General features: G+C 64.5%; 13 protein-coding genes. 6 read left to right on the plus strand and 7 right to left on the minus strand.

Annotation, left to right across the window (positions count from 1 at the left end):
• Positions 1 to 4: 4 nt before the first annotated feature.
• Complete coding sequence (locus tag HHA01_RS04730) at positions 5 to 1,234, minus strand: type II secretion system F family protein (protein WP_141318255.1); 1,230 nt, start codon at positions 1,232 to 1,234, stop codon at positions 5 to 7.
• 37 nt (positions 1,235 to 1,271) lie between these two features.
• Positions 1,272 to 3,008: a type IV-A pilus assembly ATPase PilB gene (pilB, locus tag HHA01_RS04735; protein ID WP_246053816.1), complete on the minus strand. Its 1,737-nt coding sequence runs from the start codon at positions 3,006 to 3,008 to the stop codon at positions 1,272 to 1,274.
• 241 nt (positions 3,009 to 3,249) lie between these two features.
• Between pilB and HHA01_RS14990 the strand changes: the two genes are divergently transcribed.
• Positions 3,250 to 3,729: a pilin gene (locus HHA01_RS14990; protein ID WP_373862935.1), complete on the plus strand. Its 480-nt coding sequence runs from the start codon at positions 3,250 to 3,252 to the stop codon at positions 3,727 to 3,729.
• A 10-nt stretch (positions 3,730 to 3,739) separates the two neighbouring features.
• Here the strand turns inward: HHA01_RS14990 and HHA01_RS04745 are convergent, their stop codons facing one another.
• The 4 genes from HHA01_RS04745 to HHA01_RS04760 form a co-directional block, all read right to left on the minus strand.
• Complete coding sequence (locus HHA01_RS04745) at positions 3,740 to 4,159, minus strand: secondary thiamine-phosphate synthase enzyme YjbQ (protein WP_141318261.1); 420 nt, start codon at positions 4,157 to 4,159, stop codon at positions 3,740 to 3,742.
• Between the two features lie 65 nt (positions 4,160 to 4,224).
• Complete coding sequence (locus tag HHA01_RS04750; RefSeq protein ID WP_141318263.1) at positions 4,225 to 5,385, minus strand: extracellular solute-binding protein; 1,161 nt, start codon at positions 5,383 to 5,385, stop codon at positions 4,225 to 4,227.
• Positions 5,372 to 7,186, minus strand: a complete 1,815-nt coding sequence (locus HHA01_RS04755; protein WP_246053817.1) for a chloride channel protein — start codon at positions 7,184 to 7,186, stop codon at positions 5,372 to 5,374. Before HHA01_RS04755 ends, HHA01_RS04750 begins: the two co-directional genes overlap by 14 nt.
• A 250-nt stretch (positions 7,187 to 7,436) precedes the next feature.
• Entirely contained in the window at positions 7,437 to 8,831 is a 1,395-nt protein-coding gene (locus HHA01_RS04760) for an aminotransferase-like domain-containing protein (protein ID WP_141318265.1), read from the minus strand.
• 98 nt (positions 8,832 to 8,929) lie between these two features.
• Here HHA01_RS04760 and HHA01_RS04765 point away from each other — a divergent pair, with 98 nt between their 5' ends.
• Positions 8,930 to 9,529, plus strand: a complete 600-nt coding sequence (locus HHA01_RS04765; protein WP_141318267.1) for a LysE family translocator — start codon at positions 8,930 to 8,932, stop codon at positions 9,527 to 9,529.
• On the opposite strand, the gene HHA01_RS04770 is transcribed toward HHA01_RS04765, so the two are convergent.
• Positions 9,516 to 9,929 (minus strand): RidA family protein, encoded by a 414-nt coding sequence (locus HHA01_RS04770; protein WP_141318269.1) that lies wholly within the window; start codon positions 9,927 to 9,929, stop codon positions 9,516 to 9,518. The two genes, HHA01_RS04765 and HHA01_RS04770, sit on opposite strands and share 14 nt — an antisense overlap.
• A 237-nt stretch (positions 9,930 to 10,166) precedes the next feature.
• Between HHA01_RS04770 and HHA01_RS04775 the strand changes: the two genes are divergently transcribed.
• The 4 genes from HHA01_RS04775 to HHA01_RS04790 all read left to right on the plus strand — a co-directional run bounded on the left by HHA01_RS04775 (position 10,167) and on the right by HHA01_RS04790 (position 15,331).
• The gene (locus HHA01_RS04775; protein WP_307725340.1) at positions 10,167 to 10,637 is read left to right on the plus strand and encodes a GNAT family N-acetyltransferase; all 471 of its coding nucleotides are present in this window, start codon (positions 10,167 to 10,169) and stop codon (positions 10,635 to 10,637) included.
• 95 nt (positions 10,638 to 10,732) lie between these two features.
• Positions 10,733 to 10,966 (plus strand): hypothetical protein, encoded by a 234-nt coding sequence (locus HHA01_RS04780; RefSeq protein WP_141318273.1) that lies wholly within the window; start codon positions 10,733 to 10,735, stop codon positions 10,964 to 10,966.
• Complete coding sequence (locus HHA01_RS04785; RefSeq protein ID WP_141318275.1) at positions 10,959 to 12,476, plus strand: sodium:solute symporter family protein; 1,518 nt, start codon at positions 10,959 to 10,961, stop codon at positions 12,474 to 12,476. Before HHA01_RS04780 ends, HHA01_RS04785 begins: the two co-directional genes overlap by 8 nt.
• Before the next feature lie 713 nt (positions 12,477 to 13,189).
• Positions 13,190 to 15,331, plus strand: a complete 2,142-nt coding sequence (locus HHA01_RS04790) for a sensor domain-containing protein (RefSeq protein WP_170214832.1) — start codon at positions 13,190 to 13,192, stop codon at positions 15,329 to 15,331.
• The last annotated feature ends 171 nt before the right edge of the window (positions 15,332 to 15,502 follow it).

Here is a 15,502-nt window from a genome sequence, read left to right on the forward strand (position 1 = left end):
GGCGCTACAGGGCACCGCCTAGCGCGAAAATCGGCAGATACATGGCCACGACCAGGCCACCGACCATCACCCCCAGGATGACGATGACCAGCGGCTCGAGCAGCGAGGTCAGGACATCGACCCGCTCGTCGACTTCGCTCTCGTGGTGTTCGGCCACCCGTTCCAGCATCTGGTCGAGCGTGCCGGAGGCCTCGCCGATGGCCACCATCTGCAGGGCCATGGCCGGGAAGCGCCCCGCACGCCGCATCGACAGCCCCAGCGACTGGCCGTCCAGGACGTCTCGACGCACCTGCTCCACCGCCTGTTCGAAGACCCGGTTGCCGCTGGCGCCCGCTGCACTCTTCAGGCCTTCCACCAGCGGCACACCGGCCCCGGTGGTGGTCGCCAGGGTACGGCAGAATCTCGCCACGCAGGAAGCCCGCAGCATTTCGCCCAGCACTGGCAGGCGCAGGGCCAGGCCCTGAAGTCGCAAGGCCAGGCTGTGCGAGCGTTGCTGGCCCCAGTACGCCAGCAGCGGCAGGCCCAGACCCAGCAGCAAGCCCCACAGCCAGTACGCCTGTGCCGCCTCGGACAGGCGCAATGCCAGCCGGGTGAGGGCCGGCAGTTCGGCCCCGAAATCGTGGAACAGCGTCTCGAAGCGTGGCACGACCTTGACCAGCAGCAGGGCAGCTACACCGACACCCGTGATCAAAACCACGGCGGGATACCATAGCGCCTTGCGTACCCTGGCCTGGAGCCGCTCCGCTTTCTCCTTGTGGAGGGCGATGCGTTCCAGCATGCGTTCCAGTGTGCCGGACTGTTCGCCCGCCGCCACCAGGTGCACGAAGAGCCCGCCGAAGTGCCGTGGATGCTGCCGCAGGGCCTCGGCAACGCTGGCGCCCTGGGACACGGCCTTGCTCAGGGACTGGACCAGGAGTCGCATGGCCGGCTTGTCGACGCCCTCCGCAATGACGTTGAACCCCTGGAGGACAGGCACGCCGGCGCGCAGCAGGGTCGCCATCTGACGCGCCAGAAGGGTGATATCGCGGCTCTTGATGCGCCCCGACCCTGCTGTCAGGCGTCGGCCTGGCTGGATACGCCGCACCAGGATGCGTTGCTCGGCCAGCTGCTGGACGACGTCGTCGCGTCGCACGGCGAAGCTTTCGCCACGCACGCGCTTGCCATGTCGATCAAGGCCGCTCCATTGCCAGCGTCGCGGTCTGCTGGCGTCAGATCCGGGCTGTGCTCTGGCCATGTGACCTCCGTCGTGGATGGCATAGCGCAAGGGGCCGTCAGTTGTGGCCGGTGACGCGGTGGATTTCGGCGAGACTGGTCAATCCCTGCAGGACCTTGTCGATGCCGTGCTGGCGCAGGCTCGGGTAGCCGCTGTCACGAGCCTGCTGCTCGAGATCCGAAGCCTTGCCGCGGCGCAGAATGCGTTCACGCATGGCGGCGTCGATGGGTACCACCTCATACAGCCCGATGCGCCCCCGGAAGCCCTGGATGCACTCATGGCAACCGACCGGCTCATGGAGGGTCGGCGCCTGCTCCTGGCCGATATCGAGGCCCATCGCCTCCAGGCTGGCAGCGTCCGGGCGGACTGCCCGCTTGCAGTGGTCGCACAGGCGACGGGCGAGGCGCTGTGCAATGATCAGACTGACCGAACTGGCCACATTGAAGGGCGCAATGCCCATGTCGGCCAGCCGGGCCAGGGTCTGCGCCGCCGAGTTGGTGTGCAGAGTGGACAGCACCAGGTGGCCGGTCTGTGCGGCCTTGACGGCGATCTCCGCGGTTTCGCGGTCGCGGATCTCGCCGACCATCACCACATCCGGATCCTGACGCAGGAAGGCACGCAGCGTGCTGGCGAAGTCCAGCCCGATACGTGGCAGCACATTGACCTGGTTGATGCCTTCCAGCTTGATCTCCACCGGGTCCTCGGCGGTACAGATGTTGCGGCTGGTCTCGTTGAGCTGGCGCAGACCGGTGTACAGCGTGACCGTCTTGCCGCTGCCGGTGGGTCCGGTCACCAGAATCATGCCCTGAGGGTTGTCCAGCGCCTGAGCATAGAGCGCCTGTTGCGCCGCATTGAGCCCCAGCTGGTCCAGGTCCCAGAGGGCGGTCGCCGGGTCGAGCAGGCGCAGCACCACCTTCTCGCCATGCACGGTCGGCAGGGTGTTGACACGGAAGTCCACGGCATCCCCATGCCTGGGGCGCCACTTGATGGCGCCATCCTGCGGCAAGCGGCGCTCCGAGATATCCAGCCGGGCCATGACCTTGAGTCGCGCCGCCAGCCGAGCCCGCAGCGCGCAGGGCGGGTGGGCCTGATCGTGCAGCCGGCCGTCGATGCGCAGGCGAATGCGCAGCTGGTCCGCATAGGGTTCGAAGTGAATATCCGAGGCGCCCTGCTTGATGGCGTCCTGCAGGATGCTGTCGACGAAGGCCACCAGCGGCCCGTCCGTCTCGGGGGCATCGGCGGCGTCAGATGCGTCCTCGGTAGCGTACTCGGCCGGGGATGAGGCAATGCGTGCCATGGCCGACGGCGTGTCGCGGCGTGCCGCCAGATAGCGGTGCAGGCAGGTCCGCAGCTGATCCCCGGAGGCGAGCACGCCCTCGATGGCGAGGCCGGTAGCGAATCTCAGTTCATCGAGTTCGGCCAGCAGCCCCGGATGGCCGATGGCCACCCCCAGTCGCTTGTCATCGCTGTACAGCGGCAGGGCTTCCAGCCGACGCAGCAGTTCGACGGAATGATCATCGAGGGCGGGCAGAGTCATGACATCCGTATCGTCCAGATCGATTACCGGCAGGTCATAGGCCCGGCCGGCTGCCTCCACGGCCTGACGGGACGTGACGGCGGCGACGTCGACGACATGACTGAGCAGGGAGCGTCCGGCCTGGCGTGCCTGTTGCTCGAGCTGACGGGCCGTCTCGGCGTCCAGCAGGCCGTCGTCGACCAGGCGACACGCCAGGCCACTCAGCCGCGAGCGGTCGTGATCGGGCCCGTCGTCCCGGGGGGAAGCATCATGCGCCATGTGTCTGCCCCTATCCATGGGTTCATGGCGGAGTCTAGTCACGCAGGCCATCGCCGGCCCTGAGTCTTTTGCTGAGCACTGGCGAAGACTCTACCCACGCCATCCCAGGAAATCTCGTCGGCTCGGTGTCGGGGAATCTGCCTTGTGGGCGCCTGAAGGCACTGCCTAGTTTCAGAACAGGGCACGCCACACGGAGAGGTGCACCATGCAGAGAATGACAATCACAATCAGGAACACGTCAGTGCTCACGGGGTCGGATGCCGGCCATGTCACACGGCTTCAGTTGGCAGGTTACAAGGCGCTGGCGCCCCCATCGGACAGGCGGGCGTTCGCTGTATCAACCGCGCGGGGCAGCCCGAGGCAGCAATCCGGTTTCACCCTGATCGAGCTGCTGATCGTGGTGGCCATTGTCGGCATTCTTGCCGCCGTGGCGGTTCCGCAATATCAGGATTACACCGAACGTGCCGAGCACAGCGCGGCCATTTCGGAACTGAGTGCTGCCAAGCTCAGCGTGTCAATGAACCTTTCCGAAGGCCGGGATAACCCCTGCGCGGACGTGGGTTGGGGCTGCGCCGCCAACGGCGATGGCACCGGAACCATCGAGAACACTCAGGCCAGCAATGACTCCGGCTCCGGCAATACGCATCCCAATGCCATCCTGACCTGGGATACCACTGCCGGTGATGGCATCACCTGGGAAACCACCAGCTGGAATGGCTGAGTCCGGTACTTCATTCCCCGTTTAGCGTCGCGATCAGCCGCCGAGCGCCTCCCTGATCGCGATGCTCACCCAGCCAGATGCCCTGCCAGGTGCCCAGCGCCAGCCGGCCATGCCGCACCGCCAGTGTCACCTGGGTGCCCATGAGGCTGGCGGCGATATGAGCCGGCATGTCATCCGGCCCTTCCATGGTGTGCCGAAAGTAGGGCAGGTCACCGGGAATGCGGTCACGCAGGAAGGCATCCAGGTCATGACGCACATCCGGGTCGGCGTTCTCGTTGAGGGTCAGCGAGGCCGAGGTGTGCAGCAACTGTAGATGCAGCAGACCCACCTGCAGTTCGCCCAGGCGCGGCAACGCCTCGCTGACCTCGTCGCTGATCAGATGAAAGCCTCGGGAACGAGGGGCCAGTCGCAGTTCCTGCTGGTGCCACATGTCGTGTGTCCTGATGGTGAATGCGACGCTCAGCCTACCCCATGGGCGAACCGCACAACACCGGTTCAGGGGCTCTGGCTGGCGCTATCTTCCTCCAGCAGAGCGTCCTCGAAGTAGTCGTTGATGCGTTCATGGCTGCGGGCGTACCACTCGTCATCCTTGGTCAGCGCATGTTCGGCGTTCAAGGGGTGAGTGGGAATGTGCAGTCGCATGTCGACGCCCGTGTCCGGGTGGTTGGCGACCTGAAGGGTGGCCGAGCGGCGCGAGGGACCATAGGGAATGAGCTCGGCAAACGCCGTCTGACGCTCGGCCGAGGTGGCGAAGCCGATGAACTCCCGCGCCTGTTGCGGCTGTTCGGCGCCCCGCGGCACGGTCCAGACTTCGTGCTCCTGAACCTGCCCATCCCAGAGGATCTCGATGGGCAGGTCGCGATTGACCATGGCATCGAAAAACCGACCATTGAAGCCGGAAGCCATGACGACCTTTTTCTCGGCGAGCAGTTGTACCGGAGTATCGCCGGCTTCCCACCAGTGCAGATTGTCGAGGTTATCGAGACGCTTGAAGGCGAGTGACAGTCCGCGTCGCGTGCTCAGGAGACGATAGATCTCCTCCTCGGGAACGCCATAGGACAGTAGCGCCCATTCGAGATTGACCGCCGGACCGCGGTGCAGGGCACGTGGCCCCGGAAAGTTCTTTTGATCGAAGAGATCGGATATCTCGGTGGGACGCTGCCCGGGAAACGCATCCCGACGGTACGCCACCACGGTGGCGAATACCGAATGAGTGATGGAACAACGGTTGAGGGCGCCATCGATGAAGTCGCGCTCGGCCGGGCGGCCCTGTGGCGAGGGGGAGAGGATGTCCGACGACAGGGCCTCCAGCAGGTTATCGGCGCATGCGGTCTTGGCCTCGCTGCGGCTCATGTCGATCAGGTCCCAGGGCATCCGGCCGGCGTCGATGGCCTGGCGCAACTCGGTCAGGCCGCCATTGTAGCGATGTACGCGCACTTCAATGCCCGTTTCGCGGGTGAATGGCTCGAACAGCGCACGGCGCTGGGCGCGTTCGTAGGCGCCGCCCCAGGTCAGGATGTCCAGGGTCGCCTCACCCGGCGCTGCGGCCGGCTCATCGCCTGGGGCCAGCGGCGATATCCCGATGAGCGCGACGAGCAGCAGCCTGCATGCCTTGTTAAGCCAGCTTGCGCCGGCCTGTCGCTCAGCCTGTACCATGCTCCTCCCGTCGCAGCTCTTCACTGTATTTCAGGTAGGCGCGGGCAATGCTCGACTCGTATACCACCCCGAGGAAGGCATCGCCCGCCTTGTCATCCACGACCGCGATGGCCTCGCCGGTCACATCCTGAACATGGTGCATGGCATCCCAGACCGACGCCTCGGGGCTGAGTACCGGTCGCGGGGTGCGCTGACAGCTCCTGACCCGGCGGTGGCCCTGTCCCTTGCCGCGCATGACCTCGAGATCGGCCAGGGTGACGCTGCCGCGATAGCGTTGCCTGTCATCCACCAGGTAGGCCTCGCCATGCCCGCCTTCGCCGACTCGGGTGACCGCTTCCTGCACGCTGTCGTTCGGATTCAGGATCACGCATTCCTGGCTGACCAGGCTCTTGAGACGGGCATTCTGCAACAGGGCCCGGCCGCGCCCAGCAGATAGGTCCAGCCCGCGTCGGGCGAGTTGAATGTCGAACAGCGAGCGACCGAAGAGTTGAGCCGCGATGGGGCTTGCCAGGGTGACGCTGGCCAGGGCCGCCGTGGTCAGCACATAGCTGCCGGTGAGTTCGAAGACGATCAGCAGGGTGGTCAAGGGCGCGCCGATCACCGGTGCGGTTACCGCCACCATGCCGCAGACCGCATAGAAAATGAAGGTCTCGCCGGCCATGCCCAGCTGGGTGACCAGGGTTCCGCAGAGGGCGCCGAACAGGGTGCCGATCACCAGTGCCGGGCTGAATACGCCGCCGCCGAATCCCATGCCGATGCACATGGCGGTGGCCGCCAGCTTGAGCACCAGCACGATGACCAGGTCGAGGCTGCTGAAGGCGCCCTGAATGGTGGCGAAGCGCAGGGTTTCCTGTCCCATGCCGAGGATATCCGGCACCCAGAGCGCGACGAGCCCCAGAGCTGCCCCGGCGATCGCCGGGCGCAGCGAGGGCACCACAGGCAGTTTCGCCGCCCAGCGGCCCACGGCCAGGATGGCATGCATGTAGCCGCCGGCCACCAGTGCCCCGAGGCCACCGATGACGATGAAGGCGGCGAACTCCCAGGGCCGCGGGACAGCGGTGTCGGTGACATGGAAGAGGGCCCCCTGGGAGAGCACGTTGGTGGCAATCACATGGCCGACGATGGCGGCAGCGGCGACCGGCGCGAAAGCGCGCAGCGCGTAGTGACGCAGCACCACCTCATGGGCAAAGACGATGCCGGCCAGGGGCGCGTGGAAGGCCGTGGCAATGGCGGCTGCGACACCGCAGGCAATGGTGACATTGTCGTCGGAGCGTCCCATGCGCAGCAGCCTGGCGGCCAGCGACCCGAGGCTGGCGCCCATGTGCACCAGGGGGCCGTATTGCCCCACCGAGGCACCGGAGCCCAGCGAGACCAGCCCCGACAGCGCCGACAGCAGGCCGGCTCGCGGCGGCAGACGACCGCGCCGAGTCTGTACCGCGGCAATCAGGTCGGCCGGCGTGTGGGGGCGGCGTTCGCGAATGACGCGATGCAGCTGTCCCACCACCAGGCCGCCCAGGGCCGGCACGGCGACCGTGGCAAGGGCCAGCGCCTCGGGATGGGCGAACATCATGCGGCCGCGGGGGGAGATCAGCAGCAGGTCATTGAGCCAGATAACCGCACTGACAAAGCCCACCGCGGCCAGCGCCGCCAGGCCACCGATAACGGCGCCCAGCAACACCAGCCCCAGAAAACGCAGCATGCCCCGGGCACCATTGGGGGAGTGTGCGTCGGAGGCGGGAGAGCTGTAGGGGATATCCTGTCCGGTTGTCGTTGAGGTCGGCTGATCCTTGTCGGCTGCCACTAGGCGTCATCCCTGATCGTACGCGGTCGATGCGTCCCGGCTGGCGTGCGTCACTTCACGAACCGGGATACCTCTCTCATGTGTAGGGGGAAAGTGCGGCCGGAGCAAGTCGCGCACGGCGCTCCTCGAGCCTGAGAAGACAGCCGCGCGGCGTTCCGGTAACCCCCTCACAAGGCCGGCATGGCGGGAATGGTAGCGACGCTTGACGCACCACGCCAAGGCGTTGAAACAGGGTGAGCCGGGGCATGACCTACATGGTGTGCCAGGTATCGCTGGGCGGTGTTGCCAGCGTCTCGGCAATGAGGTCCAGGCCACGTGTCAGGCTCTCACGACTGGCCGGTGGACCCAGGCACAGGCGCAGCGCCTGGGGGGCCGGTTCGCTGCCCGTGCAGAAGGGCTCCGGCGTCGAGACGCGCACCCCGCGTTCCGCCAGCATGGCCTGGATCCGGCCGCTGCGTTGCCCGGCCGGCAGCGGCAGCCAGACCAGTGACGAACCCCGGCGGCATTGTGGAGCCTGCGCCGCCAGCCGCTCGAGTGCCAGCTGCCGGCGCTCGGCCAGCTCGTCGACTTGCCATCGCAGCAGGGACTGGCTGGCCGGATCTTCCACCCACTGGCAGCTCGCTTCCGCCATCAGGGGCGGCACCATCCAGCTTTGGGAGCGCAGGGCCGCGCAGAGGCGTTCCTGCAATGCTTGCGGTACGCTGAGCGTGCCGATGCGCAGTCCGCCGGCCAGCACCTTGGAGGTGCTGAAGATGTGCAGGGTGCGCTCGGGCGCCAGGTTTACCAGGGGCGTCCCGCGCTCGCTTTCGGGCAGGTACTGGACGGCATCCTCGACGAGCCAGAAATCGTGCTCGCGGGCCAGCTCGACCAGGCGCCGGCGGCGCTCCTCGGACAGTTGCGCCCCGGTGGGATTGTTGAGGTCCGGCATGCAGTAGAGCAGCCGCGGTGGCTGCCGCTCGCACAAGCGGGCGAGTGCCTCGATGTCCATGCCATCGGCATCCATGGGGATGGCCAGTTGTCGTAAATGCGCCTGCTGGGCGGCGCAGACGAACCCCGGATAGGTGAGGGCCTCGGCGGCCACCAATTCGCCGGGTTGTACCAGGGTGCGCAGGGCCAGATGAATGCCGTGCTGGCCACCCTGGGTGATCAACAGCCGCTGCGGGTCCGCGGGCAGACCGAGGCGCCCCTGCCAAGCCGCCATCCTGGCCCGCTGAGAGGCATTGCCGGCTTCGTGCTGGTATTCGGTGGCCGCCTGTATCGCCTCGGGGCAGGCGGTGATCCGCTCCAGGGCATGCTGCAACCCCTGGGCTCGCAGTGGATGAGGCGGCGGAAAGCTCATGCTCATGTCGATGACGCCCTCATCCACCGATCGGGTAGCACGAAACGAAGTCCTGGCGTCATGCCGCGGTGGGCAGACATAGGTGCCGCTGCCGACACGGGACTCGACCCAGCCCTGGTGTTGAGCCTCGGCATAGGCGCGGGTGACGGTACCGATGGTCACGCCGAGCTGGTCGGCCAGGCGACGTTGCGGGGGCAGGCGTTCACCGGGTGCCAGCTCGCCACAAGTGATGGCCTCGGCCATGGCCTCGGCGATGCGCCGATAGCGTGGCCCCTTGTCGCCGAGTCGGGGTGTCCAGATTGTCATGGTGACAATAAAACCTTTGACGCCAATTTTGTACTCATTATGCTCAAGGATACGGCTAGTGCAATCGCATTTCTCCAATATTGTATGGGTACAATTTTATGAGCTCGCTGGCATACCTGGGGCCCGTGACCCTGTTCATGATCTCTATGAGTATCACCCCCGGCCCTAACAATGTGATGTTGACTGCCTCGGGGGCCAATTACGGCTTACGGCGGACCCTACCGCACATGCTGGGCATACTGGGAGGGTGCTTCGTGCTCTTTGCGGCGATTGCCCTGGGACTGGGTATCATCTTCGAACGCTATCCGCTGGTGCAGACGTCGCTGCAGGTGGTCGGCAGCCTCTATCTGCTGTACCTGGCCTGGAAGATCGCCACCGCGCCGCCACCCGAGTTCGGCGATGCCGAGGGGCGTCCTCTCGACTTCTGGCAGGCGGCGGCCTTTCAATTCGCCAACCCCAAGGCCTGGGTGATGGGGCTGACGCTGATGGCGAGTTTCCTGCCGGAAGGGGGGAATACCGTCGTCAATGCCTTTCTGCTGGCCGGCTTCGCCGAACTGGTGGCGCTGCCCTGCATATCCCTGTGGGCCGGCTTCGGCATGGCCATCGGCCGCTGGCTCAAGGGGCCGCGCTCATGGCGCGTCTTCAACGGCACCATGGGCGCGCTCACCGCGGCCTGCGTGTTCTTCATCCTCGGTTGACGGCCAGGTCGTCATTGTCCGAACGGCGCGCCACCAGCGTGATTTCGACATTGGCGTCGTCCAGCAGGGCGGGTGACTGGGTGCAAGTGCGGGCTGGGTAATATGGCGCTTCGAAAAACTCGGCATAAGCCGCGTCCATGTCATGGATCTTCTCGAGATCGGTGAGATGCAGATCGGCCCGCACGATATCGGCCAACCGACAGCCCACCGAGTCGAACAAGTGCTCGACTCGCCGCATGATCCAGCGAGTTTCCTCACCGACATCACCGAGCACTGCTTCGCTGCCCTGGATGTCCGCGGCCGTCAGCCCCGAGAGGTAGACGTAGCGGTCATCCAGTACCATATGGCTGCCGGGAAAGGTGGGCGTCGGCATGGTGGCATCGTTATGGAAAGTCGGCATTGTCGCTCCTGCTTCCATTGAATGGCCTTCCACTTCAATGCGACAGGGCAGCGTACGGTGATGTTCCTGCCCATCTGGATCTGCCTGACAACCTGAAGCTCCGCTCTCTGGCCCGGGCTCCCCACTGGCGAGTGTTGGCGATAACAGGGATACTGGGGCGCTTCGCCGAGCCGGCTTGCGTCGGACATCGGCATTGCCACGCCTCGCTGACAGGAATACTCCGCCATGGATCCAGGCTTGCCTCTCGTCCGTATCGATGCCCATTCACCTCATGTCGCCACCCTGGCCGGCTGGACCCATGCCGCATGGGGCCACCTGAACCCCGGTCGTGATCTCGCTGCCACCGTCGAGCAGTTGCGCGCCGACTGTGGCCCGGCCGGCGTGCCCTCGGTATTCGCCGTCATGTGCGGTGAGCTGCCGGTGGGCATGGCCAGCCTGGTCGTCGACGACATGAGTGATCGGCGCGACCTGACGCCCTGGCTGGCCTCGGTCTATGTATTGCCCGAGTGGCGCGGCCATGGCATCGCCTCGCGGCTGGTGCGCCGCGTCGAAGAGGAGGCCGAGGCCCACGGCGTCGGGCGCTTCTACCTCTATACGCCGGATCAACAGGCGCTCTACCGGCGGCTTGGCTGGCAGGACGTCGAGGAACGTGAGTACCGTGGCGAGGTAGTGACCATCATGCAGCGCGATCTGCAGCCCCGGAACTGATCGATGCATTGGTGGGCATTGCGTCGTGTCGACGTGGTGGTCCGCCATCAAGCGAATTCAGGTGTCCGGGTCTGGTGATCCCGGGAGGATTTGGCATGTCCCGTCTTGTTGTGTTGCCCACCAGTCGCGCCGGCTGGGCGCTGCTGATTGCCTTCATCGCCGTGGTGGCGGCCGGCATCTGGCCGGTCATCGGCTGGGTGAATCGCAACATTCTGGTGTTCGGCTTGCCATTGTTAGTGGTGTGGAGCTATGTGGTGATCTTCGCCTGTTTCGCCGTCATGCTGATCGCCAATCGTGTCCTCGAGAGCAAGGAGGACCACCATGACTAGCCCCTGGCCGCTGCTCATCACCCTGGCCTATGTCGCCATCGCCATGTTCATCGGCCTGCGTGCCCGGGGCGGGCGGCGCATGAACAGCCTCGAGGAGTGGGGCGTGGCCGGGCGCAGCATGGGCCCGGTAACGCTCTACCTGCTGATCGCCGCCGGCAGCGTCAGCGCCTACACCTTCATGGGCGCGCCGGGCTGGGCCTACTCGAAAGGCGTGCCGGTATTCTATGTAGCCGTCTATCTCGCCTACCTGGCGCTGGTGGCCTGGTACGTAGGCCCCAAGGTGTGGCAGTTCGGCGAGCGCTTCGGCCATGTGACCCAGGCCAGCGCCATCACCGATCGTTATCAGAGCCCCTTGCTCGGTGCGCTCGCCGCCCTGGTCATGTCGATCGGCTCGATCGCCTACGCCGTGCTGCAGACCATCGGCTCGGCCTACATCCTCAACGTGATGAGCGGTGGGGCGATTCCGGTATGGCTGGGCGTGGCGCTGGTGCTGGCCTGCATCGCTGTCTACCTGTTCGTCAGCGGCCAGCGGGCCATCGGCCGGACCAACGCCTTTCAGGGCGTGCTGATGCTGGTGGTGGCCTGGGCCGTGGGGCTCTGGGCGTTGCACGGCGCCACCGGCGGGCTCGATGTCGGCGTGCTGTTCACGCGACTCCAGGCCGAGCATGGCGAGTTCCTGACCCTGCCCGGCGCCGGCGGTGACATGAGCTTCAGCTTCTGGACGACGTCCGTCATCGTCTCGATGTTCTCCTTCATGCCGCCGGTGTGGACCCAGTGGATGAGTGCCTCCTCGGCGCGCACTATTCGGCGCAGCGCCACTTGGCTGCCGACCTACTACGTGGTGATCCTGCCGATGGTGGTGTTGGGCTTCATCGGCATCTTCGCGCTGCCCGACCTGGCCCGTGCCGACACCGTGGTGCTGGAGTACGCCATGCAGCACCTGCCGGTCGTGCTGGTCGGACTGCTCGGCGCCGGCACTCTGGCCGCCTCGATGTCGTCCAGTGAACCCTTCATCCACTCGGTGGCGCTCTCCTGGAGCAGAGACGTGCTGCAGCCGCTGCTCGGCTTCTCCGACGCCTTCACCGGAAAGCTGGCGCGCTGGATGACTCTGCCGCTGATGGCGCTGGTGATCGCTCCGCTGGCCATCGCCGAGCCGGGCAGCCTGGTGATGATCCTGCTGGTCGGGCTGGGCTTCGCCACCCAGGTGATGCCAGCCTTCATCGGCATGTTCCTGTGGCCGCGGGCCTCAAAACTGGGGGTGCTGGCGGGCATCGTCGCAGGCTTCGTGGTGACCGTGGCCTTCACCACCCTGTGGAAGCACCCGTTGGGCATCCACGCCGGTTTCTGGGGATTGATGCTCAACCTGCCGGTCTTCGTCATCGTCTCGCTGATGACCTCGCCAACCCAGGCCGAGGTCGTCGAACGCTTCTTCCGTATCGCGGCTCCGCATGGTCTGACGCGGCTCGGCGACGGAAACGTTCAGCGTCCCAGCGACTGTCTGCAGCAATAAATCATCGACTCCCACCGGGCGGGGCGCTCTGAACCCCGCCCATTCTCGCATGGCATCTGTAGAACCGGTGTCAGGTACTGGCGCGTCAAGACAGCGGTTGTTAATACCGGTAGGTCAGGTGGTCTAAGTATGTCTGGGTGGAGTTTCTTAACATACCGGGACGGTATTCAAGGCCCTGGAGCGTCATGTCGTGTCGCTTGTAAAAATTGATTAGTAGGAGCCGCCTTATCGTTTCGCTGCTTACGACACCAGCCGCTTCGGGCGTGCTCGAGCGTCTTTCCGCATTGCGGCACCCCATGGCTTGACGCGTCTGGGTAGTTCGCGGCGAGATTCTAGCGACGAGTTGTTGCATGTTCACAATAGTTAACGTAACTCCGCCCATGTCGAGTATGAGCGAGCCCTGCTGCGTCGGGGCTTTTTTATTGAGTCGGATCATCCTTTTACGCCGCTTCCAGCCCCACATCAGTGTGAAATGATAGCCCTCGACTGAAGTCCGTCATCCTGAGCGGTTGAGCCCTTGAGCTGATACATTAGGGTTAAAGATACTCGTTCACTGAAGATTAGGATGGTGATTCAGGGTAGCCACTGAGGCCATGGAGTCGTGCCACATGGATTCATCCATCAGAAGTTCAGACTTCTCCAACAAGCTTGGCGGCTCGAGCCTTGGTGGATCAGACTCTCCGCGACTTCGCCCTCGGAGCCGGTTCGTCAGGTTGGGACTGCTGACCTTTGTGGCCAGCTTGATGGTGGCGAGCGGCGTGGTATTTCACCAGCAGCAGGAAGTCGTGGATGCTCGCAAGATGGAGGCTGCCTATCAGGCGGCGCATCAAGCGCGATTGCTGGAGGTCCGGCTGACTTATGCCCTGGGGGCGGCTTCTAGTCTGGCGGCATTGCGGCTCGAGGCTCCCGACCTGGAGGAACGCTTCGAGCGCGTCGCGGCTCAGCTGGATGCGAGCCACCCGAACGTGACGGTGCTGGTTCTCGCGTCGGAAGGCATGACGCGCTACCGCTATGCGGCACAACAGGACGATAGCGCAGAGCAGTGGGAAGAGCTGGCGTCCGTGACACAAGCCGCCCCGACTCCGGCGGATGACAGCTTGCAGCTGATGGGCCCGATGACGTTGGAAGACGGCACGCAGGTCGTCGTGGGGCGCCACCCCTTGATGAGTGACCAGGCATTCAGGGGCTACAGTGATGCAGTGGTGTCACTCACGTCGCTGCTGTCAGACTCGGGCCTGCAGGCGCTCGGCCAACAGGGTTATCGGTTTCAGGTACTGGCCGAAGAGGGGGATGGCGACTCGAGGCCGGTGGTATTCCGTAATACCCAGTCGACTCTGGAACAGCCAGTCGTGCATGAAATGGATATCGCCGGCAGTACCTGGACGCTCGCCATGGCGCCTGCCGCAGGGTGGCTGCCCGCCGGCTGGCTGATGTCGAGCCTGGGCATGGCCCTGGGTGTCTCGGGCCTGCTGGCCTATCTCGTCACCAGCGTGACCGAATTGCGCTGGCGCCGTCGCACGCTCGAGCAGCAGGTGGAGGAGCGCACACGTGATCTGCGCAAGAGCCTCGATCGCTTTCAGTCTCTGATTGCAGCGACCAATACGGGCGTCTGGGAGTATACGCCCAGCCAGGATATTGCCCGCTTTAGTCCCGAGTATATTGCCATGATGGGTTTCGATCCCGGTGACTATCCCGCCGATGGTCGAGCCAGCATCGAAGAGCTATGGAGTGACCTGCTGCACCCCGATGACCATGACAAGGCCATCGAAAATCTGCAGAACTTCCTGATCGATGATAGCGGCCGGATGTACGAAGGGCGCTTTCGGATGAAACACAAGAATGGCGACTGGCGCTGGATACTCTGTCGTGGTCATTTCATCAATCTGGATGACGAGACTGACCGAGTGATCGTGGGCAGCCACATCGATATCACGGGGCAGGTCGAAAGTCAGCGTCAACTCGATCTGGCCGCCGAGGTCTTCGAGAAGACGAGCGAAGGTATCGTCGTGACCCTGCCGTCCGAGGAGATCGTGCTCGTCAATGATGCCTTCATGCGCATCTCCGGTTATAGCGAGCAAGAAGCCATAGGGGCCAGGCCCAGCATCATGGCTTCAGGACGCCATGACCACTTCTTTTTCGAAAAAATGTGGCACAGCATACAGAACCATGGGACCTGGCAGGGCGAGGTCTGGAATCGGCGCAAGAATGGTGAGGTTTGCCCACAGTGGTTGACGATCTCCGAAGTTCGCGACAGTGAGAATACGCTCACCCACTATATCGGCATCATCAGCGACATGAGCCGCTTGAAGCAGGATCAGCATCAGATCCACCAGATGGCCTACTATGATCCCCTGACCAGCCTGCCCAACCGGACCATGCTGGAAGAACGCGCCGAGATGGCCATCAACTCGGCCAGTCGCCGCAAGGCGCATCTGTCATTGATGTTCTTCGATCTGGATGGCTTCAAGAACGTCAATGACGCCCGGGGACACCAGGTCGGTGACAAGCTGTTGAAGGCGTTCGCGGAACGCGTTTCGCCCCTGCTGCGCAAGCAGGACACCTTCTCCCGCCCGGGAGGCGATGAGTTCGTCATCCTGCTGCCGGATTCCGATGCGAGGGCGGCCATCCGGGTGGTGGAAAAGATCCTGGCCTCGCTGGAGTTCTCTTTCGATATAGACGGCGAGGAAATTCACATCGGGGGATCGGTGGGAATCGCGATCTACCCGGAAGATGGCGACTCCATGAGCCAGCTGTATATCAACGCGGATACCGCCATGTACCGAGCGAAACAACAGGGTCGCAGTACCTACAGCTTCTACTCGGAGTTGGACGCAGTGGACCAGAACCGCTTCTGATAAGCGGGATGGGGCTCGGCACGGTAATTTCGCGCGAAACGGGGCAGGTGTTTCAAATGCAACCAGGCTCTGAGTGGAACTTCCGGATTGCAAGGCCGTCAGCACCCGGCACTGACACTACTCGGCCTCGGCCGCGCATCCTGCCTACCGCCAGACGGTTTTTCGCCCACC

Origin of the sequence: Halomonas halmophila (genome assembly GCF_006540005.1) — a bacterium.
Lineage (GTDB): Bacteria > Pseudomonadota > Gammaproteobacteria > Pseudomonadales > Halomonadaceae > Halomonas > Halomonas halmophila.

What these genes read in the sequence shown, in the direction of transcription:
- HHA01_RS04730 (WP_141318255.1), bottom strand. Translation starts at nt 1,234, where the DNA reads ATGGCCAGAGCACAGCCCGGATCTGACGCCAGCAGACCGCGACGCTGG.
- pilB (WP_246053816.1), bottom strand. Translation starts at nt 3,008, where the DNA reads ATGGCGCATGATGCTTCCCCCCGGGACGACGGGCCCGATCACGACCGC.
- HHA01_RS04745 (WP_141318261.1), bottom strand. Translation starts at nt 4,159, where the DNA reads ATGTGGCACCAGCAGGAACTGCGACTGGCCCCTCGTTCCCGAGGCTTT.
- HHA01_RS04750 (WP_141318263.1), bottom strand. Translation starts at nt 5,385, where the DNA reads ATGGTACAGGCTGAGCGACAGGCCGGCGCAAGCTGGCTTAACAAGGCA.
- HHA01_RS04760 (WP_141318265.1), bottom strand. Translation starts at nt 8,831, where the DNA reads ATGACAATCTGGACACCCCGACTCGGCGACAAGGGGCCACGCTATCGG.
- HHA01_RS04765 (WP_141318267.1), top strand. Translation starts at nt 8,930, where the DNA reads ATGAGCTCGCTGGCATACCTGGGGCCCGTGACCCTGTTCATGATCTCT.
- HHA01_RS04770 (WP_141318269.1), bottom strand. Translation starts at nt 9,929, where the DNA reads ATGCCGACTTTCCATAACGATGCCACCATGCCGACGCCCACCTTTCCC.
- HHA01_RS04780 (WP_141318273.1), top strand. Translation starts at nt 10,733, where the DNA reads ATGTCCCGTCTTGTTGTGTTGCCCACCAGTCGCGCCGGCTGGGCGCTG.
- HHA01_RS04785 (WP_141318275.1), top strand. Translation starts at nt 10,959, where the DNA reads ATGACTAGCCCCTGGCCGCTGCTCATCACCCTGGCCTATGTCGCCATC.